This window comes from Microbulbifer elongatus, from assembly GCF_021165935.1.
Taxonomy (GTDB): domain Bacteria; phylum Pseudomonadota; class Gammaproteobacteria; order Pseudomonadales; family Cellvibrionaceae; genus Microbulbifer; species Microbulbifer elongatus.
In genome coordinates, this window is the sequence record NZ_CP088953.1 from 515,921 (window position 1) to 541,263 (window position 25,343).

At 61.3% G+C, this 25,343-nt stretch carries 19 protein-coding genes; 9 read left to right on the top strand and 10 right to left on the bottom strand.

All coding sequences use genetic code 11. From position 1 onward, the window contains the following. Positions 1–2: 2 nt before the first annotated feature. From LRR79_RS01995 to LRR79_RS02010, 4 genes are read right to left on the bottom strand one after another with little or no spacing between them, the layout of a single operon-like run. Complete coding sequence (locus tag LRR79_RS01995) at positions 3–530, bottom strand: pilus assembly protein PilP (RefSeq protein WP_231758758.1); 528 nt, start codon at positions 528–530, stop codon at positions 3–5. Then, positions 527–1,147 carry a type IV pilus inner membrane component PilO gene (locus LRR79_RS02000; RefSeq protein ID WP_231758759.1) on the bottom strand — a complete coding sequence of 207 codons (621 nt, stop codon included), beginning with the start codon at positions 1,145–1,147 and terminating at the stop codon, positions 527–529. The genes LRR79_RS01995 and LRR79_RS02000 overlap by 4 nt, the downstream gene beginning before the upstream one ends. Positions 1,148–1,149: 2 nt before the next feature. Then, the gene (locus LRR79_RS02005) at positions 1,150–1,731 is read right to left on the bottom strand and encodes a PilN domain-containing protein (protein WP_043319714.1); all 582 of its coding nucleotides are present in this window, start codon (positions 1,729–1,731) and stop codon (positions 1,150–1,152) included. 4 nt (positions 1,732–1,735) lie between these two features. Then, positions 1,736–2,812, bottom strand: a complete 1,077-nt coding sequence (locus LRR79_RS02010) for a pilus assembly protein PilM (RefSeq protein WP_231758760.1) — start codon at positions 2,810–2,812, stop codon at positions 1,736–1,738. Between the two features lie 155 nt (positions 2,813–2,967). On the opposite strand from LRR79_RS02010, the gene LRR79_RS02015 reads away from it, so the two are divergent. Continuing rightward, positions 2,968–5,658, top strand: a complete 2,691-nt coding sequence (locus LRR79_RS02015; protein WP_231758761.1) for a penicillin-binding protein 1A — start codon at positions 2,968–2,970, stop codon at positions 5,656–5,658. A gap of 95 nt (positions 5,659–5,753) precedes the next feature. On the opposite strand, the gene LRR79_RS02020 is transcribed toward LRR79_RS02015, so the two are convergent. From LRR79_RS02020 to pilG, 6 genes are all read right to left on the bottom strand, one after another. Beyond that, complete coding sequence (locus LRR79_RS02020) at positions 5,754–6,245, bottom strand: chemotaxis protein CheW (RefSeq protein WP_231758762.1); 492 nt, start codon at positions 6,243–6,245, stop codon at positions 5,754–5,756. Positions 6,246–6,300: 55 nt separating this feature from the next. After that, positions 6,301–12,774: a hybrid sensor histidine kinase/response regulator gene (locus LRR79_RS02025; RefSeq protein ID WP_231758763.1), complete on the bottom strand. Its 6,474-nt coding sequence runs from the start codon at positions 12,772–12,774 to the stop codon at positions 6,301–6,303. A gap of 161 nt (positions 12,775–12,935) precedes the next feature. Then, entirely contained in the window at positions 12,936–15,113 is a 2,178-nt protein-coding gene (locus LRR79_RS02030; RefSeq protein ID WP_269455094.1) for a methyl-accepting chemotaxis protein, read from the bottom strand. Between the two features lie 272 nt (positions 15,114–15,385). Beyond that, positions 15,386–15,928 carry a chemotaxis protein CheW gene (locus LRR79_RS02035; protein WP_231758764.1) on the bottom strand — a complete coding sequence of 181 codons (543 nt, stop codon included), beginning with the start codon at positions 15,926–15,928 and terminating at the stop codon, positions 15,386–15,388. Positions 15,929–15,946: 18 nt separating this feature from the next. Next, positions 15,947–16,309 carry a twitching motility response regulator PilH gene (gene pilH / locus LRR79_RS02040; protein WP_043320499.1) on the bottom strand — a complete coding sequence of 121 codons (363 nt, stop codon included), beginning with the start codon at positions 16,307–16,309 and terminating at the stop codon, positions 15,947–15,949. Between the two features lie 249 nt (positions 16,310–16,558). Beyond that, complete coding sequence (gene pilG, locus LRR79_RS02045; protein ID WP_010132439.1) at positions 16,559–16,954, bottom strand: twitching motility response regulator PilG; 396 nt, start codon at positions 16,952–16,954, stop codon at positions 16,559–16,561. Between the two features lie 392 nt (positions 16,955–17,346). Here pilG and gshB point away from each other — a divergent pair, with 392 nt between their 5' ends. The 8 genes from gshB to LRR79_RS02085 all read left to right on the top strand — a co-directional run bounded on the left by gshB (position 17,347) and on the right by LRR79_RS02085 (position 25,269). Next, positions 17,347–18,303, top strand: a complete 957-nt coding sequence (gene gshB / locus LRR79_RS02050; protein WP_231758765.1) for a glutathione synthase — start codon at positions 17,347–17,349, stop codon at positions 18,301–18,303. A gap of 108 nt (positions 18,304–18,411) precedes the next feature. Next, entirely contained in the window at positions 18,412–19,353 is a 942-nt protein-coding gene (locus tag LRR79_RS02055; RefSeq protein WP_231758766.1) for an energy transducer TonB, read from the top strand. A gap of 19 nt (positions 19,354–19,372) precedes the next feature. Continuing rightward, on the top strand, positions 19,373–19,966 hold the full coding sequence (locus tag LRR79_RS02060) for a YqgE/AlgH family protein (protein ID WP_231758767.1): 594 nt from the start codon (positions 19,373–19,375) through the stop codon (positions 19,964–19,966). A 9-nt stretch (positions 19,967–19,975) separates the two neighbouring features. Continuing rightward, on the top strand, positions 19,976–20,398 hold the full coding sequence (gene ruvX, locus LRR79_RS02065; protein WP_231758768.1) for a Holliday junction resolvase RuvX: 423 nt from the start codon (positions 19,976–19,978) through the stop codon (positions 20,396–20,398). Positions 20,399–20,475: 77 nt separating this feature from the next. Further along, positions 20,476–21,429 carry a hydroxymethylbilane synthase gene (gene hemC, locus LRR79_RS02070; protein WP_231758769.1) on the top strand — a complete coding sequence of 318 codons (954 nt, stop codon included), beginning with the start codon at positions 20,476–20,478 and terminating at the stop codon, positions 21,427–21,429. A gap of 33 nt (positions 21,430–21,462) precedes the next feature. Then, complete coding sequence (locus tag LRR79_RS02075) at positions 21,463–22,284, top strand: uroporphyrinogen-III synthase (RefSeq protein WP_231758770.1); 822 nt, start codon at positions 21,463–21,465, stop codon at positions 22,282–22,284. A 172-nt stretch (positions 22,285–22,456) separates the two neighbouring features. Next, complete coding sequence (locus LRR79_RS02080; RefSeq protein ID WP_231758771.1) at positions 22,457–24,019, top strand: uroporphyrinogen-III C-methyltransferase; 1,563 nt, start codon at positions 22,457–22,459, stop codon at positions 24,017–24,019. Beyond that, positions 24,016–25,269, top strand: a complete 1,254-nt coding sequence (locus tag LRR79_RS02085; RefSeq protein WP_231758772.1) for a heme biosynthesis HemY N-terminal domain-containing protein — start codon at positions 24,016–24,018, stop codon at positions 25,267–25,269. Before LRR79_RS02080 ends, LRR79_RS02085 begins: the two co-directional genes overlap by 4 nt. Positions 25,270–25,343: the final 74 nt, after the last annotated feature.

The window sequence follows — 25,343 nt, forward strand, 5'->3', positions numbered from 1 at the left end:
TTTTAGTTGTCCTTGTCTTCCAAAGTCAGAGCCCGCGGCCGTTCAATCCAGCCGCCGGTGCCGTCCGGCACAATTTCCAATACATCGAGTTGTGACGATGAGGCGTTGACCACACGCCCGTGGTTTTTACCCATGTAATTGCCGATAGTGATGCGATGGATCCCCCCCTCGCCATCATTTACCAGCGCCCATAACTGCCCGCCCCGCGACAGTGTGCCAACCATTGACAGTGCATCAAACGGGAAGCGTTCCAACAGTTCTTTCTGCCGGTTCGTGTCCGGCGCCACATCCAGTTTGCGCCCTACCAGGCGCTGATCCGCTTCCAGTACCGGGCGAATAAACGGGCTGCGCATGGCCGCAGCGCTGTAGACATAGGGACTGTATGGGGTAAATGTTGGGATCGGTTCAATCTGTCCCTTGGGCTTGTGTTTCACCGCCGCCATCTTCTGGCGCAGATCACTGTGATTCCCATCCAGACTACAGCCTGCAAGGGCCAGCATTGCGGCGGTCAGAGCGAAGTATTTTTTCATCCTTCCTCTCCCTGATCCTTGTAGCGATAGGTCTTGGCGTTTACCACCATATTCAACAGTGCGGCGCCATCTTTGCTGGTTTTGATATCGAAGTCGTGCAGCGTCACAATACGCGGCATGCCGGCGATACCGGAGATAAACGCACCAAATTCGTGGTAGCCCCCCTGCACTTCGATGCGGATCGGCAGTTCAACGTAGAACTCGCCAACCTGCTCCCCTTCCAGCGCGACCTTCTGAATCGTCAGACCACTGCCGCGGCCAAATTCATCGATGTCTTCCAGCAGGCCCGGCACCTCGGTGTCTTTAGGCAACTGCTTTAACAGCGCGCCAAAGGTCTCTTCCATTTCCGCCAGCTGCTCGCGATAGGCTTCGAGGTTGGCCGCTTCAAAGGATTTGCGCTCGAACTGGGTAAACAGCTCACGCTCCTTGTTGGCGGCGAAATCCAGCTGGCCGTAGCGATCCTTGATCATGAAGAAGTAGCCACCGCCAATGAGCGCCGCGGCAATAACAACCAACAGTGCGATCCGGCCAGCAAGGGGCCAGACACCGACACGGGAGAAGTCGATATCGTTGATATCCAGCTCATTGAGCTGTTTGAGGGTATCTTCAAGCGCCACGATTACGCTCCACTATTGGCGCCATCAGCGCCCTCTTCTTTTTTGCGGCCGCTGACACTGACCGTCATTTCAAACGCACTGGCCTGCTCACCGAACTCCGGCTTGGCCGTCACACCGGTTAGATTCGGCGACTGGAACCACTCGGACTGGTCCAGACTGCGCATAAACGAGGAAACCCGGTTATTGGATTCCGCAACACCGGAAATCTGGAGGGTCCGACCGGAGCGCTTGAGGCTGGTCAACCACAGACCTTCCGGTGCCGCACGCACCATCTCATCGAAGTAGCGCACCGCCAGCGGACGGTTGCCCTGCAGCTCCTGAATCACGCGCATGCGGTCAATCAGTTCCTGCCGGCGCTTCTTGAGATCCTTGATCTCACGCACCTGCTTGTTCAGCGCAGTGATCTCGGTATTCAGCAGCTGATTGCGCTCATTCTGATTGGCAATCTGGGCGTCCACCGTCTTCATCCACATAAACACGGAGAAGCCGGCCGCAATCACCACCAGTACCGCGACCTGCTGGAACTCTTTCTGTTTCTGCGCGCGGAATTCCTGGCGCCAGGGGAGTAGGTTAATTTTTGCCATGGAATCAGAACTCTCTTTCGCGCATGGCGAGGCCGGCGGCAATCATCAGGGACGGCGCCTCGCTCGCCAGGGCCTGGCGATTCACCCGCGAGGCGACACTCATACCCCGGAAGGGATTGGCCACCAGTGTGGGTTTGTTGAGCTTTTCACCTACCAGCTCGGCGAGCCCCTCCATTGCGGCGACACCGCCGCCCAACAGGATGTAGTCCACATCGCTGTATGAGGTTGAGGAATAGAAGAATTGCAGTGAGCGGGTCACCTGCTGAACCACTGCGTCGCGGAACGGCTCGAGCACTTCCGGATAGTAATCGTCCGGCAGGCCACTGCCGCCCTGACGTTTGGCCAGGGTGGCCTCTTCGGCGGACAGGCCGTAGCGACGCTGAATCTCGTCGGTAAGCTGGCGGCCACCAAACAGCTGTTCGCGGGTATACACGGTGCGCCCGTCCACCATCACGGAAAGCGCACTCATGGTGGCGCCGATATCGATCACCGCCACCACCAGCTGCTCCTGCGCAGGGAACTGGTTATCCAGCAGGGTGTAGGCGCGCTCAATGGCGTAGGCTTCGACATCCACCACACCGGGCTGCAGATCCGCCTCGGTCAGCGCCGAAATACGCTGCTCCACGTTCTCACTGCGGCAGGCTGCCAACAACACTTCAACCTGCCCCTCACCCTTCTCGGACGGCCCCTGTACTTCAAAGTCCAGGTTCACCTCGTCCAGTGGGTAGGGGATATATTGATCCGCCTCCAGCGCGATCTGAGCCTCCAGCGCGTCGTCGTTCAAGTCCGCCGGCATATCCAGGGTCTTGGTGATGACCGCAGAACCGGACACCGCCACCGCAGCCTGGCGCAGACGGGTCTTGGACCGGCGCACCACCTTGCGGATGGCTTCGGCAATCGCCCCCACATCATTGATATTTTTATCCACCACCGCATTGGGTGGCAGAGGCTCGGTTGCATAGCTTTCCACCCGGTATTTGTCGCCACTGCGACTCAGTTCGAGCAACTTGACCGAGGTGGAGCTAATATCGAGCCCAAGCATGGCTTTCGGGCCCTTGTTGAGAAAAGGGAGCATCCCCATTTTTCTTATCTTTTCCGTGGGTTATGGAAGATTGATGGTATAGCACTTTAAATTACCGTCGCAACCGCCTTTTGCATAGGTATCAGTGCACATTATTCGTATAATTGTCGAACAGTGCCGATAAATTTGATCAAAACGTATACAGAAGCAACTCAATGACCGAAAAAGCCCGCAACCGCCTGCTGTCCCTGCTGTGGCTGGCTCTGGCCGGCGCCGCCGCCGGTGCCATGGCGTTTTCCAGCATCTACCTGTACCTGAAGCCGGGCCTGCCCTCGGTCGAGAGTCTGCGCGATATCCGCCTGCAGACCCCTCTGCGCATCTACTCCCGGGACATGAAACTGATCGGCGAATTCGGCGAGAAGCGCCGCAGCCCCATCACCATCGAACAGACCCCGGATATGTTCATCAAGGCCATTCTGGCCGCCGAGGACGATGGCTTCTACTCCCACAGCGGGGTTTCCATCAAGGGCCTGATGCGCGCCGCGCGCCAGCTGGTGGCCAGTGGTTCCATCCAGTCCGGCGGCAGTACCCTGACCATGCAGGTGGCGCGAAACTTCTTTTTGAGCCGCGAACAGCGCTTTATCCGCAAATTCAACGAAATTCTGCTGTCCCTGCAGATTGAGCAGGAACTCAGCAAAGACGAAATTCTCGCCCTGTACATCAACAAAATCTTCCTCGGCAACCGCGCTTACGGATTCCAGGCCGCGGCCCACGTCTACTACGGGAAGGACATCAACGAACTGAACCTGGCACAGTGGGCGATGATGGCGGGTCTGCCCAAAGCACCCTCCACCTACAACCCCATTGCCAACCCGTCCCGCGCCCTGGTGCGTCGCAACTGGATTCTGAAACGCATGCTGGACCTGGGTCACATCAGCCAGGACGAGTACAAGAACTCCATCACCGCACCGGTCACCGCTCGCTACCACGGCCGGGACCTCGACCTGAGTGCCCCCTACGTGGCCGAAATGGCACGTAAGGAGGCGGTCGACCTGTTTGGCGATGCGGCTTACACCGATGGTTACCAGGTCATCACCACCGTGGACAGCAAGCTGCAGGACGCCGCGCGCAAGGCCCTGCAACACGGACTGGAAACCTATGACGGCCGCCACGGCTACCGCGGGCCGGAACAGCGCCTGGATATCGAACTGCTGGCCGACAACGATCAGCTGGTAGATCTGCTGCAGGAGATCCCGGTACTGGGCGGGCTGCAACCCGCGGTGGTCACTGCCGTAAACCCCCAGAGCCTCAGAGTACAGCTGCGCGACCGCCGGGTCGTTGAGATCCCCTGGGAGAACGGGCTCAGCAGTATTCGCCCCTATATCTCTGAAAACGCCCGCGGCGCGCGCCTGAAATCCGCCGACGAAATGTTCGCCCCCGGCGACGTGGTGCGCCTGCGTCGGGTTCTGATCAGCGCCGAAGAAGTGGCGGAAGAGCAAAAAGCGGCCCGTGAAGCCGAGCTGGCATCCGCGGCCGAGCAACTGGCCAACACCGAAGTCACCGAGGACCCCTTCTCGACTCCCGAGGGCCTCGACGAAGAAGAAGCCCTGGAACAGCCTCAGGCGCGGGAAGAGTGGCATCTCGCCCAGGTGCCGGAAGCCCAGGGCGCACTGGTGTCCCTGGAGCCAGAAGACGGCGCCATTCGCGCGCTGGTCGGCGGCTACGATTTCCGCCAGAGCCATTTCAATCGGGTTACCCAGGCCGCGCGACAGCCGGGCTCCAGCTTTAAACCGTTTATCTACTCCGCAGCACTGGAGAATGGCTATACCGCCGCCAGTATCATCAACGACGCACCGATCATATTTGAGCAGACCAATCTGGAAGACGTGTGGCGCCCGGAGAACGACGGCGGCACCTTCCTCGGCCCGACACGCCTGCGCAAGGCGCTGTATATGTCCCGCAATATGGTCTCTATCCGCCTGTTGCAATCTTTGGGCCTGGATCGCGCACTGACCTTCGCCGAAGGCTTTGGTTTCGAGCGCGCAAAACTGGCCCGCAACCTGTCCATCGCCCTCGGCAGCTCCGCCCTGACCCCGCTGGAGATGGTGCGCGGATACGCCGCCTTCGCCAATGGCGGATTCCGGGTGGAGCCGTATCTGCTGGATCAGGTGCTGGACGTGCACGGCGATACCGTCTATCAGGCACTGCCCCTCACCGTATGCCGGGACTGTCCGGCAGTGGGCGAAGACCGCGGCCCCGAGCCGGAGCCCATCGACCTGCAGTCGGTACAGCACGAAGCCGTCGCCAATGCCCACGAGGAGGAACCCCTGGAGCTGCGCACTCTGCCGGTAGCTCCCCTCAGCGCCGACGAACAGGCCCGTCCGCGGGCACCCCGCGCCATGTCCGCAGAAACCGCGTTTATCATGGACTCCATGCTGAAAGACGTGGTCAAGCGCGGTACCGGGCGCAAGGCGCTGGCCATGGGCCGCGGGGATATTGCCGGTAAAACCGGTACCACCAATGGCCCTCGGGACTCCTGGTTCTCCGGCTACAGCCCCCACCTGGCCACCAGCGCCTGGGTGGGCTTTGACGCCAACACCCCCCTCGGCCGCAACGAGTACGGCGGTACCGCCGCGTTGCCGATCTGGATCGATTTTATGACCGTCGCCCTGGACGGCCTGCCGGAGCGCCATCTGCCGCAACCGGACGGCATCGTCACCATGCGGATCAACCCGCGTACCGGACTGCGCACCTCCCGGGGCGGTATCTTCGAAATTTTCCGCGCCGACCGGGTACCCGGCCGGGAGACCTACAGCAACTACCCTTCGATCTATTCCGATGGCCCGGATACACCGGATACCAGCAACGAGCAGGCGAAGGAATCCCTGCCGGAAGAGCTGTTCTGAAACCCCTCCCGCACGGAACATCCAACAAAAAGGCCGCCCTTGGGGGCGGCCTTTTTATTTTCCCGGGCAGGTTTGCCCCGTGGCGGCAACAGACCTCAGCGCGCGCTGCGGTACGCCAGACAGGCCTCTTCGATAGTTCCCAGATCCGGGATAACCGCCGCTTCCCCGGACAGGGCTACGTGCATCAGCTCTCCCATGGCGCACTCTCCTTCACGCCCGGCGAGCTCCTCCGGAGTCACACGCACCAGTCTCGGCGTTCCTTGTAGTACCACGGCAAAAAAGGGCAGGTCGCCGTCCGGGCTACCACTGCTCAGCACCGCAATCCGGCAGTTACTGCGCAGGGTAGGCATGGCATTACCACGCATCACCTCAAATGAAACCAGTGGCAGGCGCAGCTCGCGCCAGTGCAGCTCACCCATATACCAGTCCGGCGCGTCGAAGGCCGAAACCGGGCTCTGCAGTGCGATGATTTCCGACAATGTATCCACCGGCACCAGCATCTGGCCATCGGCCAGTGGCAGCAGCAGGCTGCTGACCTCCTGGGGCATTTCAGTGGTAGGCAGGGCTTCTATGCCATTTCCGCTCATGCTGTTTGCTCTCCGCCGCCCGCTGGCGTGCCAATTTTTCTGTTACCCATAGCCATCACGCATCCGTCTCTGCGAGGGTAAAGTCGTGAATGGCCTCCAGCAGCACTTCTTCCTGGTAGGGCTTGCCGAGGTAGTGGTTCACCCCGAGCGACAGCGCGTGATCGCGGTGCTTTTTACCGGTACGGGAGGTGATCATGATGATCGGAATATCCCGCAGGCGGCTACTGGAGCGAATGTTGCGCGCCACCTCGAAACCGTCCATACGCGGCATTTCGATATCCAGCAACATCACATCGGGAATCACATCCTGCAGCTGGATAATCGCGTCCTGGCCATCTTTGGCGGTGATCACGCGGAAACCCTCCCGCTCCAGGAAGCGTGTGGTTACCTTGCGCACCGTTACCGAGTCGTCCACCACCATGACCAGCTTCTGGGTTTCGGGCTCTTCGCGAGCGCTGACTTCGGGGATTTCCTCCAGCATCGGCGTTTCCGGGCGTGCCAGCAGTGCGGAGTGTTTGCGCAGCAGTGCGTGCGCATCGAGGATCACGACCACGGTACCATCACCGGTTACGGTCGCCCCGGATACCCCCTGTACGGTGGCAAACTGCGGCCCGAGACTCTTCACGACGATTTCGCGGCTACCCAAGATGGCATCCACCTGCAGCGCCATGGCGGTATTGTCAGACCGTACCAGCAGTACCGGCATCTGCATATCTTCCACCGCCAGTCGCGGCTTGGCCGAAGACTGCAGCAGGCTGCCGAAATAGTTCACCTGGTAGGGTTCGCCGGCGTACTCAAAGCGCGCGTCCGGAGATCGGTAATAGTGCTCCAGCTCAAACGGGCTGAGACGCACAATACCCTCGATGGTATTCAACGGCAGGGCGAACAGGTCGTCCCCCACTCGTACCATCAGAGCGCGGTTTACCGATACGGTAAATGGCAGGCGCACCACAAACTCGGTACCCGCGCCAGCCTGGGAGTCGATGGTCACGGAGCCACCGATCTGCTTGATTTCGGCAGAGACCACGTCCATCCCTACACCACGGCCGGAAATCTGGGTGACCTGATCGGCGGTACTGAAACCGGCCTGCAGAATAAACTGCATGATCTCGCTGTTGGACAGCTCTGCATCCGGGCGCATCAGGCCACTTTCAATGGCCTTTTCCCGCACCCGCATCAGGTTGATACCCGCACCATCATCACTGATGGTGAGCACCACCTCACTACCTTCCCGCGCCACGGCCACGGCAATACGGCCGCGCTCGGGCTTGCCGGCATCGAGACGCTCCTGCGGGGATTCAATACCGTGGTCCACCGCGTTGCGCAGCATATGCTCTAGCGGCGCCACCATCCGTTCCAGCATCGAGCGGTCCAGTTCGCCCTCCACGTTGGAGAACACCAGATCCACCTGCTTGCCCAGTTCGGCACTGACCTGACGCACGATGCGGCGAAGCCGCGGCACCAGCCGTGAGAAGGGGACCATGCGCGAACGCATCAGGCCTTCCTGCAGTTCCGTGTTTACCCGAGACTGTTGCAGCAACAGCGTTTCGGTATCCCGGGCTTTGTTCCCCAGCGTCTGACGCAGTTCCAACAGGTCCGACGTGGACTCCAGCAGAGAACGCGACAATTGCTGGAAGGACGAGTAGCGGTCCATTTCCAGCGGGTCAAAGTCCACGTCCTGCTCTGCCAGCTGTTCCTGACGGAATTGAATCTGGGCTTCGGTTTCTTTGTCGAGGCGGCGCAACTGCTCATTGAGGCGTGACAGCGTCGAGTCCATCTCGTCCAGCGCCAGGCCAAATTCGCTGACCTGCTCTTCCAGTCGACCGCGGGAAATGGACGTCTCACCGGCCAGGTTTACCAGCTCTTCCAGCAGCTCCGACGCGACCCGCACCATTTCCTGAGGCTGGTTGCGAGGCTGACCACCGTCGCGCTCGCCGACATCTTTCGACTTGCGCACAAAAGGCAGGACATTGCTGTTGTCGGCCGCGGGAATGACTTCTGCGGGCGTCTTCGGCTCCGGTTCGCTCGGTACCGGCAGCTGGTCTTCGAGGCTCGCCTGCGCGACTTCCTCGACCACCGGTGTGTCGACCACCGCCTCTTCTGTCGCTGGCGCTGGCTCGACCTGCGCGCCTGTTGCACTCTGTGCATCGGCCCACTGTGTCTCCAGCAGCGCACAGAAGGCCGGCAGTTCATCGCCACCCATCCAGGCACGCACAGTTTCCACACCTGCCGCCAGATGGTCGTAAATCCCGTGGGCATCGGCAAAGAAGGACGATGACGGCGAACTTCCGCTCTGCATGTTTTCGATGTCGGTTTCGAAGCGGTGCGCCACTTCACCCAACCCCATCAATGCGGCCATTCGCGCACCACCCTTGAAGGTGTGCAGTACACGTTTCAGTGCCTCTGGCATAGCGCGATCGTCTGGCGCCTGCTCCCAGTTCTGGATCAGTTCTTCCAGCTCATCGATCAGGTCCACGGCTTCTTCGAGGAACACCTCGACCACATCCGGGTCGATATCCGCAAGCAGCGCACGTTGTGCTTCAGTGATCCCATCGCCGGACGGCGCTGACGGGGCAGCGGCAACTTCAGTGGCATCCGGCACAGCGGGATCGAGCGTGGGCGCTTCAAGCGGTGGCGTAACGGCGGCGGCTTCGGGCTCCGGCTCGCTGATCGGCTGATCCGTGGAAAGCGCCGCGGGCTCAGTGACTGAGGTAGCGGCGGACAGCTCGGCCTCCAGCCACTCGACAGTCAGCTCTGGCTCTTGCTCGACATCGCCGGCTTCAGCGACAGACCCGGTCAGCGCGGTGTCGTCCGCGTCGGTCGCAGGGGCACGGCCTTCCGCAGCACCCACAGGGATATCCGCTTCCGGCGCACGTTCATCTGCCGCGGTTTCCTCGGCGACCAGATCGTCGAAACCAAGATCCGCCAATACGCTGTCTTCCGCGGCGGCATCTGGCGTATCGGCAACCGGTTCCGCGGAGACGGTTTCTACATCGGCAAAACTGAATTCACTGCTGTCGATACCGTATTCCGACAGATCGATATCTTCTTCATCGACGCTGTCATCGCCCTGAGCCAGGGTACGCAGTGCCTCGCCCACAGCGTCACTGACCTGAGGCAGGTCGGTGGATGCGGCCACCGCGTCCACCAGATCCAGCAGCTCATTGTGGCCCTGTTCCAGCGCTGCCCACAATGCGGGCTCTTCTTCCAGATGGCCTTCGATCACCTGGCGATAGACCGCCAGCAACAGCTGCGACAGCTCCTGCAGTGTCGGTAACTGGGCCTGACCTGCGGCCTGCTGCAGCACATCCAGCTCTTCCGCAACCGGCTGCAAAATCGTTTTGTCCCCAGGGTGCGCGCGCCACTGATTGAGCATTTCATCCGCGTCCAACAGCACCTTCATGCCGTCGGCCATGATCACTGCCAGCAGCTGCGGATCGACCGCTTTTGGCTCATTGGCCTCTCGTTCGCGAATCAGATGGCCGACGGCGCGCTCCTGCAGTTCGGCAACCCGTGCCAGGAACTGATCACTGCGCTCAACACTCAGAGGCTCATTGCGATAAATCTGTTGCAGCACGCCGTGTACATAACTGGCGCCATCGGCAATCAGGTCGTAAATATCACTGTCGATGGCGACCTGGTAGGTGCGCAGCTCTTTGGCGAAACGCTCCAGCGGCGCCATCAGCTCGGCGACCTGGGTGACTTCCGCCATATGCGCGGAGCCCTTCAGGGTATGCAGGGCGCGGTGCAGGGGATCGGAGGGCACACCGTACAGGGGGGCTAACCGGTCCATCTCCTGGAGAAATTCGGCCACAGTGGCGAGGTGGGTTTCCGCTTCCTGCGCGAAAATTTCCCACCGCTGTGCGTTATCGTCCGCGTCTGCCAGGCTGTCTTCGCTGGTATTGTCGGTCGCGGCCACTGTCTCTGCAGGCGCAGTCTGCGCCAGCGCGTCTGGCACCTCACCCTGAGAAAGCTGTTTGGCCCAGCCTTCCAGCTCCGCTGTGCGCGCGGGATCCGGGTCGCCGGTACGGGTGCGGAAACCCTCGATCATGGATGGCAGCTTGGCGAGTACCTGTTCAATCAGCAGTACATGGGCGCGCACCGGGGAAACGGTTTCGTCCAGTACCCGGTTGAGCATGTTTTCCACCGCCCAGGCGAGCTCTCCAACCTCCAGTGCTTCGACCATACGGCCAGAGCCCTTCAGGGTGTGGAAACCGCGGCGGAATTCCACCAGGGCATCGCGGTCGGCAAAGTTGGAAGCCCACTGCGGGAAGTAGTGATGAATGGTTTCCAGAACCTCACCGGCTTCTTCGAGGAAAATCTCTACGATTTCGTCGTCGATGATGCTGGTATCGTCGTCCTCTTCCAGCACAGCCGGGGTGACCGGCGCGGTGGCGGGCACCTCTTCGGCCACAGGCGCGACGTCTTTCGGCGCCGCTTCAGTTACGCTGTCCGTTGCACCGGCTGCCTCTTCGGCGAACCAGCTTTCTTCGATAAGGGTCGTCTCTTCCGCCGGTGCTTCTGCCGAGGGCTGATCGACGAGATCCGCATCGGAGACCGCCGGTGCCAGATCCACGGAATCATCGACAGTGGGTTGAGCATCGTCGGTCAGCGCATCGGACGCCGCCACGGGCGCGGGGCCTGCGTTCTCTTCCTCGAGATCCAGGGTAAATTCAAAACTGTCCAGCGCGCGCTGTTCTTCACTGACCTCACCGGCTTCACTGGTCTCTTCGGCTTCGGCGGGCTCGCTTTGCTCGAACAGTTCAATGCCGTCGATGGCGCCAGTGGTATCAAATTCGCTGGCATCGGAGGCTTCACCCTCCGGTACCGGCGTCTCCAGCGCACCCTGGCCGTTGGCTACCGCATAGCCCAGCGTGGCGACACTTTCTTCCGCCAGAGCGAGCAGCATATCGGCATCTTCAATACCGTCGGCGCGGCGCTCCAGGTAGTATTCAACACTGGTGACTGCATCAGCGAGCGTGTCCAGCAGTTTCCAGTCCGGCTGATCGCCGGCGTTGATCAGGCGCTCTTCAATATAGTTGCGGCAGGCGCCGACAATCTCACCGGCGCGCTGGTAGCCCACCATATCCAGGCCGCCACAGACTTCCTGCAAACGCTTGGGCACCTGTGCCAGATGACCTGCGTCCCAATGGCTGGCGATATATTCGACGACCGCTTCTTTTACGGTTTCGAGCCCGATGCGCGCTTCACGCAGGACCTGCTCGGTGGCCTCGCCCATCAGTGGCGATTCGCTGTCCACCTTGCGGTCGCGTTCGGCGGCGGCAGCAAGTCCGGAATCCAGCTGTACCAGCTCGGCCGCGGCCTGCATCAGCAGGTCGTCGGGGGCCTCACTGCGGGAGGCATCACGGAGATATTCGTAAATACTGCGCGCACGGGTGCGCTGGTTTTCCAGACCCAGTACGCCCAGGGTGTCAGCGATACGCTTGGCCACCACAGCCGTGTCAGACAGGGGTGCCCGCTCATTGGTGCTGATGCTCGGATCAAGCGCCTCACGCACACTGGCGAGCTCTTCCCGCAGTGCGGTGACGGCGGTACCCATGGCCTCCGGCCCCATGGCCAGGGCGTCTTCGGTATCGGGACGCGGCGTACCCGGTACCGCCTGATCCAGGGCATATTTCTGGTACAGCGCGGTGGTGCGCGGTCCATTGGGGCCGCACAGGTAGACATAGAACAGCAGATTGCGGACCAGGTCGCGGTCCGGACGCGCATCCAGAACCCGCGCACCCTGCCCGGCGAGCAGGCGGAATTCCACATCAATGCGACGCAGCAACTGGCGCAGTGCCGGCAGTACGTTTACGCGATGATCGGCGATACCTTCAAGCAGTCCCTGCAGGATCTCCCACAGATGCTGACGCTGACTGCCGCTGTACAGCAGCGCCATTTTTTCGCTGACCTTGTTCAGGTAGGCGAGGCTTTCGCCACTGTTCACGTCGCGAATCAACGAGGCCGCGGCCACGTGATACATCTTGCGCAGCTTCGCAACCAGCTCCTGCAACTTGGCACTGTTAGCAAGCAGCGGCTGGCGATTGCCGGTGGCGTGCTCCAGCGCAGACAGGTCCGGCGCAAACAGGGCGCCCTCTGTAATGAGTCGCTCGCGGCGCACCGCGCGCAGGTCGTTCAACAGGGGGAGTAACAGCACCGCGTTGTCGCGGCGCTGGAAGGCGATCTTTTCGAGATAGAGAGGGAGCTCGAGCAAGGCGCGCATGAGAAACTCACGCGTTTCATCGCTGTTTTCCACTTCGCCACTGGCGAGGGCGTGCACCAGCTGCTCCATCTCTTCAGCGAGCATGGCCGCACCGGTCAACTCTGCCATATGCAGACTGCCGTGCACCTGGTGAATCAGGTTGAGACAGTTCTTCAGCAGGTTGTCCGCATCATTACCTGCGGCATCCGACGAGGACGAATCCGAGGCAAAAGTTTCCAACTGCTGGCGCGCCTGGGCCAACGTTTCGTTGATTTCACCAATCAGCCAGTCCAGGGCCACAAAGCTGGGATTGTCGTGACGCACGCCAAGTCCTCAGTAATTCAGTTTGCCGGCCCACGAGCCGCGACCGCGCTGACCGCCGCCGGTGGGCTGCTTTTCATCCCCACCACGCACCCACCGGTAAACCACTCACCGGCAGGCGTTGGGAATGCCCGCTATTTGTCGTTATGAATATCTGCGGTAAATCAGGCCATTGCCCGCTCTTCGCGCTCTTCTCCGGACAGTGCGGCCAGGCTGTCTTCTTCAGCCGCCACACCTTCCGCGGTTTCGTCTTCCAGCATCGGGAACTCTTCCGACAGGTCTGCCAGATCACCATCGTACAGTTCGCTTTCCGCTTCCACATCGTCTTCCTGCGGCAGCTTGAAGCCGGCAACGGAATCGCGCAGAGCGGAAGCGGTCTGTGCCAGGTTACCAATGGACTGAGCGGTAGCCTGGGTACCGGCGGAAGTCTGCGAGGTAATTTCCTGAATCACGTTCATCGTGTTGGAGATGTGACCCGCGGACGACGCCTGCTGACGCGCCGCGTTGGAGATGTTCTGAATCAAGGATGCCAGGTTGGTGGATACCGTTTCGATCTCCTCCAGGGCAACACCCGCGTCCTGGGCCAGGCGGGCACCGCGCACCACCTCGGTGGTGGTGGATTCCATCGAGACAACCGCTTCGTTGGTGTCCGACTGAATCGCTTTTACCAGGCCTTCAATCTGCTTGGTTGCCGCTGCGGAACGTTCTGCGAGGCGCTGTACCTCGTCCGCAACCACCGCGAAGCCCCGACCCGCGTCACCGGCCATAGAGGCCTGAATCGCCGCGTTAAGTGCCAGAATGTTGGTCTGGTCGGCAATGTCGTTAATCAGGCTTACGATGTCACCAATTTCCTGGGAAGACTCACCCAGTCGTTTGATTCGCTTGGAGGTGTCCTGAATCTGCTCGCGGATGGTGTCCATGCCCTTGATGGTGTTCTGTACCACCTTGGCACCGTTACTCGCGATCTGTACCGAGCGTTCTGCTACCTGCGCCGATTCGGCGGCGTTCGCAGATACCTGGTCAATGGTCACGGCCATTTCGTTCACCGCAGCAGATGCCCCGGCAATTTCCTGGGCCTGGTGCTCGGAGGCCTCAGCCAAGTGCAGGGCGGTCTGCTGGGTTTCCTGAGACAGGGAGGATACTTCCTGTGCCGCGCCGTTGATTCGGGATACCAGCACCCGCAGCTGGTCAATGGTGTAGTTGATGGAGTCCGCAATCGCACCGGTAAACGCCTCGGTTACTGTTGCGGAGGTGGTCAAGTCACCGTCTGCGAGGTCGGCCAGTTCGTCCAGCAGCTGCATAATCGCCTGCTGGTTGCGCTCGTTGGTTTCGGTCTCTTCCCGCAGGTTACGGCGGGTACCGGAGAAGGCGGTGACCATCATGCCGAAGATCAGCAGCACGAAGATACCGGCCACAATGGCGATGGTCTGGTTGTTCGGCTGGCGCTCACTGGACAAGCCGCTGATGCGATCGTTCAGGGTCGACAGGGCTTCCAGCAGCTGCGGAGAGGAAGCGGAGATGCCGTCTGCCGCCTGACGGGTAGCAAACAGTGCCGGTGTCGCTTCGAAGATCTCGCGGACCGAGGAGCTTACGAACTCGAACAGCTCGGTAATCTCTTCCAATGACTCGCGGGCCTCGGTATCGGTTACGCGGGAAATCCCCATCACCACGTCACCGCCTTTCATACCTTCAACCACCTTACCGAACAGGCTGGCATCGGTGTTGAACTGGTCCGCTGCGGCTTCCGCGTCTTCCCCGCCCTGCAGCATCTTATCGATGTTCCGGCCGATCCGCTCCGCGCGCCACACCTGCAGCTGGGCCTGCTCCACCTGGTTCGCCGGGGCGTTATTGGAGAGCAGGATTTCCACGATGTTGTTGTGCTCTGCCTGCAGTTCCGGCAGCGAGTCATTCAGGGTACTCGCCACGTCGTTCAGGAAGATAATGGAATCTTTGTTGCCGAGAATGGTGTCCGCCTGCTCGCGCATCTGGCGCCAGATCTGGCCGTAAGCCGCCAGCTCCTGCTCCAGCGCTTTCTTACTGCCCGGGTCCATGCCCTGCAGTTCGTTCCAGGTAGCGGCCATCTGGTTCACAACCTGTTCCAGATCGGCGAACGCCTGCTCGTCACCGGCGGTGGCCGCCGGTGCGTAAGACACCACCTGATAGGACAGTGCGCGCAGTTCCGCGACATCTTCCAGGTACTGCTGATCCCGGTCAGCATGGCTCTGCACCAAATAGATGCTGACAATCAGCCCCGCCAGTGTGGCGAGTACCAAGAAACCCATAAACAGCGCGGCAGGGTTACTGCGCAACGCGGAAAATGAACTCTGGGAGCCTGTTTTCATAATTTACTCCTGGCGGACCTGTCCCTCAGGCCAATTCTTGTTATCACCACTTGTTGAGGCCCTGCGGCCTCAGATCCCCGTCTGCCCACTGGGTGGGCACCCCCAAACCGGCAACTGCCGACTACGGTTGCGCCCGGTATCCGCGCAGACCCCAGGGGCAGACGTATTACCGGACTTAGGTTTGACGCACAAAACGCGCCGCACCTCATTGGCCCACCGGAGCGGGCCGGCGCGGGCTGAGGAGCCCGCACCTGAACGCAGAATGCCGCAACTCAGTGAGCCGCGGCATCCGCAAATTGAAAATCGTGCATCAATGCCTGCAGATCAAACACCAGCCAGCGATCTTTCTGCAGTACAAACTGCCCTCCAACCATCGGCGCGAAGGGCTCCGACAAATCCGTCGGCGGCATCTGGCCATACTCCAGCGCCAAGTGCTGCATCCCGTGCAGCTCATCGACGATCAGGCCGGCATAGATTTTTTCGTGTTCCAGCACCAGCACCCGGCGGCGCTGGCGCGGGCTGACCAGGTGCCCGCCAAAAAACGCCGCCAGATCAAACAGCGGCAGCAGGCGTCCACGCACGTTGGCCACGCCACGTACCCAGGGCTGACAGCCGGGAACAAAGGTGTACTGAGGCACCTCCAGCAATTCCACCACGTCTTCCATGGCGGCCACAAAGCGGTGTCCCAGCAGAGAGAATCCGATGCCCGTCCAGTAAGGTTTGACTTCCTGACGGGCAGGCAGCCCCTGAGCCTGCGCTTTGGCGCGCCTGGCTATATCGACGAGAGCGAGATAAGGGGTAAGTGTCGGTTGCACAGAGACTCAACGTCGGCCTCAGGCCAACACCTCCTCGATGGTACCCAGCAGCTTGCCTTCATCGACCGGCTTGGTCAGATAGGCCCGCGCGCCCTGGCGCATGCCCCACACCCGGTCAGTATCCTGATCCTTGGTGGTGACGATTACAATGGGAATGCCCGCGGTCTGGTCACCCTTGCTCAGCTGACGCGTTGCCTGGAAGCCATTCAGCCCCGGCATCACAATGTCCATCAGAATGACATCCGGGCGCTGCTCGCGCGCCACATCGACGCCGTTCTCGCCATTGGTGGCAGTAATCACGGCGTGACCATTCTTCTCCAGAATGGTGGTCAGCTTATGGGTTTCGGTTGGTGAATCATCGACGATTAGCACTCTGGCCATCTTGTCCCCCGAGATAGTGTTGTCCACTCCGGCCATCGCAGTGTTGCCGGGTGAATGTTTTCGGCACCGATCGCCCCTCACTGGGAAGCGCGACCTTACGCTTTGTTATTAAGTTGCTGTAGCTGTCGATGTCTGGCGACGACTTGCGCGCCACCGGGAAAATGACCGGTGCACACCGTCAGCTACGCAGGACGCCATAGTCTACGCCATTTCTGCCACGGGTTTCACGCCCGGATTGAGAACTTCTTCTCAGGCGGCGTGATGCGGCTTGGCGTGAGCGGAAATAGCCCCCAGCAACTCACTCTTGCTGAATGGCTTGGTCAGGTACTGATCGCAGCCAACCACGCGCCCCTTGGCCTTGTCGAACAGACCGTCTTTACTGGACAGCATGACCACAGGCGTGCTGCGGAACTCGCTGTTGTTCTTGATCAGTGCACAGGTCTGATAGCCGTCGAGACGCGGCATCATGATGTCCACAAAAATGATATCCGGACGCGAATCGGCAATTTTTGCCAGGGCGTCGAATCCATCGGTGGCAGTCACCACCGCGCAACCCGCCTTCTGCAACAGCGTTTCTGCGGTGCGACGAATGGTTTTACTGTCGTCAATCACCATTACGGTGAGACTTTCCCAGTTGAGCTCCATAGTGTGTGTTCCCAAATCCCCTTTTACTTATTTTCAGGCCTACCGGCAAAATGCGCCGAGCCTGTCTGTGCAACCTCTTTACGGGGTCCGATCGTCGCTGCGGATAGCCACCTGGGGCGGGTTTAGAGCCATCTCACAAACCCGGTGACCGGCGGGCGCAGATCAGATGCAAACTTGTATCACAGATACCAGAGTGAATCTAGCGACGCACAGGCTGCGCCGCATCCAACGATCATTTTGTGAGCGATGCCGCACTTTATTGGACAGGTGTTTTCAATCGGCACCTTGCGAACCCGGTCCCACCCTCTTACCTTACCCACTTTGCGCAGATCCACGGATCCGCGTCCCCACCCGGCAGCGACCCGATCAACGTTCAGATTTACGGAATTCCTATGAGCCAGACTCTCGGCGTGGTCATGGACCCCATCGCCAATATCAGCTTCAAAAAAGACACCACCCTGGCGCTGCTACTGGCCGCCCAGCGCGCCGGCTTCAAGCTGCAGTACTTTTTGCAGAGCGATCTTTATCTGGACGGCGGCACACCCATGGGTAACGGCGCCCCCCTGGAGGTCTTCGACGACCCCCAACGCTGGTACACGATGGGCGAGCGCACAGCGGTAAACCTGGGCGACCTCGATGTGCTGTTAATGCGTGTCGATCCCCCTTTCGACAATGAGTACATCTACTCCACCTACATCCTCGAAGCCGCGGAGCGGGCCGGCACGCTGGTGGCCAACAAGCCCCAGTCCCTGCGCGACTGCAATGAAAAAATCTTTGCCACCCATTTTGCCGACTGTATCCCGCCACTGATTGTCAGCCGGGACATGCAGCAACTGCGCGCTTTCCACGGGGAGCACAAGAATGTCATCTTCAAGCCCCTCGATGGCATGGGTGGCGCCGGGATCTTTCATGTAAAACCGGATGGCGGAAATGTTGGCGCCATTCTGGAAACCCTTACCGACAACGGCAAACGTCAGATCATGGGCCAGCGCTATATTCCCGAGATCAAAGACGGCGACAAGCGCATCCTGATGGTGGACGGCGAGCCGGTACCCTACTGCCTGGCACGCATTCCCCAGGGCGGCGAAACCCGTGGCAACCTGGCCGCGGGAGGCCGCGGCGAAGCCCGCCCCCTGAGCGCACGGGATCTGGAGATTACCCGCCGCGTCGGCCCCACCCTGAAAGAAAAAGGACTGCTGTTTGTGGGGCTGGATGTCATCGGCGACTACCTCACCGAAGTGAACGTCACCAGCCCCACCTGTGTGCGCGAGATCGATGCCGCCTATGGCACCAACATTGGTGACCTGCTGATGCACGCGATCACAGACCGATTGGCAAAAAAGGGATAAACTGACGCCTCAACATGTTGCTGTGGCTCCAGACAGCCTGGAGCCCGCCGGCAAAAACCGACCGACAGACACCGCAGTACAACAAGCCGTATCACAACAATAAGCACAATGAACGCAGCCGCCAGCCAAACACAGAGCCCTTCACCGGCACCCGCGTCATTCCCCGGCAGCCAGCCCGCCACGGGAGACCGGTTCACTTTTGCCCTGTTTCTGGCCTGCGCACTGCACGCGCTGCTCATTTTCGGCGTCGCCTTCACCGCACCGGAAGCCAAAGAGGCGCCGCCCACGCTTGAGGTGACCCTCGCCCAGCACAAATCGGTGGAGGCTCCGGAGGATGCGGATTACCTGGCCCAGCACAACCAGCAGGCCAGTGGCACCGCGGAGACCCCCAAAGAACTCTCCACCGACCGCCAGGCGGAAATCGCCGACACCAGCATTCGCCAGGTCAACCCTCTGCCCCAACAGCAGGCCGCGCGCCCGGCAGACCAGTTGCGCCAGCTGATCACCACTGTCGGAGACAGCCCCACCCAGGCTCCGGAGCTACCGGCGGAAGACAAACGCTCGGAAGAGAAGCGCGGCGACGCCCCCACCGATCTGCCACCCAGCAACCCAGAGATCGCCAGCCTGCAGGCGCGTCTCGACAAGATTCGTCAGACCATCGCCCAGCGCCCGCGAGTGCGCCGGCTGACCTCCGTTGCCACCAAGGCTTCTGCCGATGCCGCCTATCTGCACGACTGGCGCCAGAAGGTGGAGGCGGTCGGTAACGACAACTTTCCCGAGGAGGCCCTGGCGCGACAGATTACCGGCGACCTGCGCATGATGGTGCGCCTGCTACCCACCGGCGCCGTGGAGGAGGTGGTCATTCTGGAATCCTCCGGCGAGCGCATCCTCGACGATGCGGCCCAGCAGATTGTGCGCCTCGCCGCGCCGTTTGCACCCTTCCCGGCGGAGATCCGCCAGCAGGCCGACCGCCTGGAAATCATCCGCACCTGGCGTTTTGAAATGACCGGGTTTTCTACCGCCGCCGGTAAATCTCCCGGTCGCGGCTGACAGGTCCTAAACTACAGCCATGCAAGCAAACAACCCCTCCCAAATCGATAGCGACCTGACTCACAACAGCCTGCGCGGGCAACTGCTGATTGCCATGCCGGGCATGCAGGACCCGCGCTTTGTACACGCGGTCACCTTTATCTGCGAGCACAGCGCCGACGGCACCATGGGGGTAGTGATCAACGCCCCCAGCAAGGTGACCTGGAAGGAAGTCTTTTCCCAGCTGGATCTGGAAGACGCCAGCCTGCGCGGCGAAGAACCGGTGCTGATCGGCGGCCCTGTGGCCCAGGAACAGGGCTTCGTACTCCACGGCCGCGGGATGCAGTTCGCCTCCACCGCCGAGGTCTCTGACCACATCAGTCTCACCGCCTCCAAAGACATCATCGAATCCCTCGCCGCCGGGCGCGGCCCCGACGACGTACTGCTGGCCCTCGGCTATGCCGGGTGGGGTCCGGGGCAACTGGAGGAGGAGATTGCCGAAAACGCGTGGCTGACCCTGCCGGCGGAACCGGAAATCCTGTTTGCCACCCCCTGGGAACACCGCTGGCAGTCCGCCGCTGCCCGCCACGGTATCGATTTATCCGGGATGGGCTCCCAATCCGGTCACGCCTGAGCCACCATCATGAAGCCCATCTCCGCCCTCGCCTTCGACTTTGGCACCTCATCCATCGGGCTCGCCTACGGCCAGAGCCTTACCGGCAGCGCCCGCGAGCTGGAGCCGCTGCCGGCAAAAGACGGCAAGCCGGACTGGGACCGGGTCCAGCGCATTGTCAGTGAATGGCAACCCGGCGTGCTCGTGGTGGGGCTGCCGCTCAATATGGACGGCAGCGAAAGCGATTTCGCGGTCCGTGCACGCAAGTTCGGCCAGCGTTTGCACGGGCGTCTCGGCCTGCCGGTGGCATATGCTGACGAGCGCCTCAGTACCCGCGCCGCCAAAGACGAAGCCCGGGAGCGCGGGCACCGGGGCGACTACGCCAGCCAGCCGGTGGACTCCATCGCCGCGCGTATCTTTCTCGAGGACTGGCTGCGCAGGCATACCGGCTGATCCCGTGGGCGACGGTCGCTAAATCCCAGGGCAAACTGGTAGACTTGCGCGAAATTCCAGCTGGTCCCGATTCTCGCATGTCCCAAACTGCCACTAGCGCCACCGCGCCGATCTCCACCATCCGCATCGCCACCCGCGAGAGTGCACTCGCTCTATGGCAGGCCAACTTCGTCAAGCAGCAACTCGAACGGCACCACCCGAGCCTCACCGTAGAACTACTGCCGCTCACCAGTCGCGGCGACCAGCTGCTGGATATCCCCCTGAACAAGGTCGGCGGCAAGGGCCTGTTCGTAAAAGAACTGGAGAAGGCCATGCTGGAGGAGCGCGCGGACATCGCCGTGCACTCCATGAAAGACGTCCCCATGGAATTCCCGGAAGGGCTGCACCTGCCGGTAATCTGCGAACGGGAAGACCCCCGGGATGCCTTCGTCAGTAATCACCACGCCTCGATCGAAGCCCTGCCACAGGGTGCGGTTGTGGGCACCTCGAGCCTGCGCCGCCAGTGCCAGTTACTCGCGATCCGCCCGGACCTGCAAGTGAAGTTCCTGCGCGGCAACGTCAATACCCGACTGGCCAAAATGGACGCCGGTGAGTACGACGCCATCATCCTCGCCGCCGCCGGTCTGCTGCGCCTGGAAATGCGCGAGCGCATCGCCGACTTTATCGAACCCGAAGTCCTGCTGCCGGCAGGGGGCCAGGGCGCAGTCGGCATCGAGTGCCGCCGCGATCCCGCGCTGGAAGCGCTGCTCGCCCCACTTCACCACACCGACACCAGCCATCGTCTGGTGGCCGAGCGCGCGATGGTAAAACGCCTGAATGGTGGCTGTCAGGTGCCCATCGGCTGTTACGCCATCTTCAGCGATGCGGCGAAAACCCAACTGCACCTGCGCGGACTGGTGGGAAGCCCGGATGGCGAAACCATGCTGAGCGCCGAGATACACGGCGGCATCGAAGACGCGGAGGCCATGGGGATCGCCCTGGCCGAACAGCTCCTGCAAGCGGGCGCCGACAGGATTCTCGCGGAAATCTGATCCAGCGAAGGACCTTCGGATTCGGGTACTGCCATGCACCACTCAGCCATGCACGACTCAAAAACTGCCGCACTGCGCGGCCGGCGTATCCTCATTACCCGGCCGCCCCACCAGAGCGCCGCCTGGCAACAGCGGCTCGAAGCCGAAGGCGCACTGGTGGACAGCATTCCCCTGCTGGAGATTGCGCCGGTACAGGATGCGGCAGCCAGGCAGGCGATCAAGAACCTGATCATGGACTTCGACCAGTTCGACCACGCCATCTTTGTGTCCCAGAACGCAGTGCACGGGGCCTTCGACTGGCTGGATGACTACTGGCCGCAACTGCCACTGGGCCCCCGCTACTACGCCGTGGGGGCGGCCACGGCCCGCGCCATACGCCAGCGCGGCGCCGAGCCCGAAGCCTGCGCCGGCGACACCATGGACTCCGAGGCCCTGCTCTCCCTGCCAACCCTGCAGAATCCCGCAGGCGAACGCGTAATCATCTTCCGCGGTCAGGGGGGGCGGCCACTGATGGGCAAAACCCTCACTGAACGCGGCGCGCGCCTCGACTACTGCGAACTGTATCAACGGCTGTTGCCAACCCCGGCGCAGGAACAGTTGCGCCAGTACCGCCACATTCCCGATGCCACCACCCTGCACAGCGGCGAAACCCTGGAGAATTTCCACCGCCTTCTGGGCAATCTCGACGCCGAGCAGCGCCGGGCACTGTTGACACAACCGGTCATCCTCCCGAGCCAGCGTGTGGCCGATCGCGCCCGCGCGCTCGGATTCACCAATGCAGTTGCCGCAACCAATGCCGGGGACACCGCCATGCTCGCCGCACTGCAAGACGCACTATCCGCCGACGATTGCTGAATTTCCGCCTACATCAGTAAAAAATTTTATTTCCGCGCCAGACTTCGTATAAAGAGCGGCTGCAGTCGCTATAATTTGGCGACAAATTTTCTATCGGTAGCCACCCCCGCGATCGACCTGACTACCGCTAGTGGTCCATGCCCCAACGCACTCACCCTGAGCAAGCGAGCCCATGAGCGATAAAAAAGCCCCAGCTTCCGCCAACCCAGACGGCAAAAAAAACAGCGATGAAAAAGATGTGCCGATGGTGACCGAAAAAGCGGAACCCAAAAGCAACTTTGCCAAGGCCGCGCAAGGTCGTCCGGGCGACAAGGGTAAAACCAGCACCTCCGGCACCAAGCCCACCTCCGCCCGCAAAGGCACCGCCAAAAAAGGACACGGTTGGATGTGGTTCTGGCTGCTGCTGATCACCCTGGTCGCACTCGCAGTTGCCGCCTGGTACTTCATTCCGGCGGTGCGCTCGCAGGTCAATGCCCATCTGCAGGAACTGCCGCTGATCGGTCAGCATTTTTCTGCCGGCGGCGCACTCGGGAGCCAGTCCCGTGGCAGTGCGGGAGGCGCGCCTGCGACACCCACGGACAGCAGCGGCAGCCAGCTCCCGGCACAGGCCGATCGCGGCAGTGTTGGCAACACCGCCAGCAGCGGCAATATCGGCTCTGAAAATGCAGCCACTGACGCAACCACCCCCGGTACCTCAGATACCGACAACACAAACGACTCCCGGTCGCCCATCCCGCAAGCAGAGCAGCCCAGACTCCAACCGGAAGCCTCGCAACCGCGCCAGCCTGCGGCCACCTCCCCGGTGCCGCCACAGCACCAGAACCTGGAGCAGATCAACCACCTGCGAGAGCAGTTGGCCACCCAAAGCCAGACCGTGGAACAGCTCAACCAGACCATCGCACAACTGCAGCAACAGATCGCCGGGCTGCAACGCAATGTCACCGCCCAGGGCAACCGCCTGAGCCAACTGGGTAACGCCAGCCGTGAAGACTGGCAACTGGCCGAGGCCGATTACCTGCTGCGCCTGGCCAACCAGCGCCTGATGCTGGAACAGGACAGTCGCGCCGCACTGGGCCTGCTGCAGGAGGTCGATAAAATCATTCGCAACGTGGATATGCCGGATCTCTACGGGGTACGCCAGCAGATCGCCCGCGACATCACCGCCCTCAAGCTGGCGGAAACCGTAGACCGCGAGGGCCTCTACCTGCGCCTGCGTGCGCTGGAAGAACAGATGGTAAAACTCAATATCCAGCCACAGTTCGATCTCGCCAAGCGGGATGCTGCCGTGGCACAAAGCCAGGCCGACAACGGGGAGGTTGGCGAAGCACACTTCCGTTCCAGCTGGCAGAATTTTGTCAATTTCATCAAAGGCTCGGTACGTATCCGCGACGGTGAAGTGGACCCCATCCTGCTGTCACCGCAAAGTGAAACCCGCTTCCGCCAGAGCCTGCGGCTGAATATGGAGCAGGCGGAACTCGCCGTGCTCCGCGCAGACGACACCGTCTACAAGGATGCTATCAACCATGCCCGCCAGCTGCTGTTGGATTACGGGGTGGAAAATCAGCAGCGTCAGGTGATCCTGCGGGAGCTGGATGCACTCGGCCAGGAAAACATAAAAACCGAGCTGCCAGACCTCAGCGCATCGCAAAGTGCGCTGCGCAACTTTATCGACAAAATGCACAAGGTGTCGTCCGGACAACCTGGCAACGGTGACAATGGAGGTAGCAACTGGTGAAGCGCTTCCTCTTTTTCACGCTGGTCTTACTGCTCGGCGGCGCGCTACTGGCGGAAGCCATGCGTTCCTACCCCGGCTACCTGCTGTTAACCGTTGGCGGCGACACCGGCAAACGTATCGAAATGAACCTGTGGGTTGCGGTGGGCGGACTGGCGCTCACCATACTCGCGCTGTTCCTGTTTATCTGGCTGCTGCGCAGTCTCGCCCGCGCCATTGGCGGCAGCGTCAGCCGCATCCGGTTTGGCCGCAGCCGCATGGCGCGCCGGCGCCTGACCAACGGCCTGGTGGAATACATGGAGGGCAACTGGGCGCGCGCCCGTCGTCTGCTGCTAAAAAGCGCCGCGCGCTCCGACGCCCCCATCATCAACTACCTGGCCGCCGCACGCAGCGCCTTCGAGCTCGGCTACCGCGACGAAGCCAACGAACTGCTGGCCAAAGCCGAAGCCACCGGCGACGACACCCAACTGGCCGTAGCCATCAGCCAGGCGCGCATGCAGCTGCTGGATAAGCACTACGAACAGTGCATCGCGAGCCTGCAGCGGGCCATGCAGGAAGAACCCAACCACCCGGCGCTATTGCAGTTACTGCGCCAGGCTTACTACCACATCGGTGAATGGCACGGCCTGCGCGAACTACTACCACGCCTGGAGAAGCACGGCACCATGCCCGAGTCCCAGCTGCAACAACTGGAGCTCGAGGTCTATCAGAACCTGATGCGAGAAGCGGCAAACCGCAAGGACAAGGAAAAACTGCGCGAGACCTGGCAAAGCCTGAGTGGACGCTGGCAGCGCAATATTGAACTGCGCAACCTGTATGGAGAAATGCTGCATCAGATTGGCGACGACGTGGAAGCAGAAAAACATCTGCGCTGGATACTGAATCGCGAGTGGCGCGCCGATACCGTGCGCCTGTACGGCCACCTCACCGGTGCCGATGCCAGCCAGCAACTTTCCGTCGCCGACGGCTGGCAAAAGGAGTATGGAGAAAACGCCGACCTCTTGACCTGCCTTGGCCGACTCTGTCTGCGCAACGAAATCTGGGGCAAAGCGCGACAGCACTTTGAAAAGAGCCTGCTGCTGCGCTCAGACCCGGTCACCTCTGCGGAACTGGCACGCCTGTTATTTGCCCTGGGGGAAAAAGAACAGGCCGCCAGACTCTACGAACAGGGCCTGATGCAGGCCGTCTCATCACTGCCGCAATTACCGCTCCCCGGACAGCACAGTAGCGCATTAGCCACACGCACCTCCTGAATCAGGGGCACTCCCGGGGGCTTTTCGGCGGGGCCCCCGAGGGACCGCAACCATGAACTAGGTACAGAGCGGGC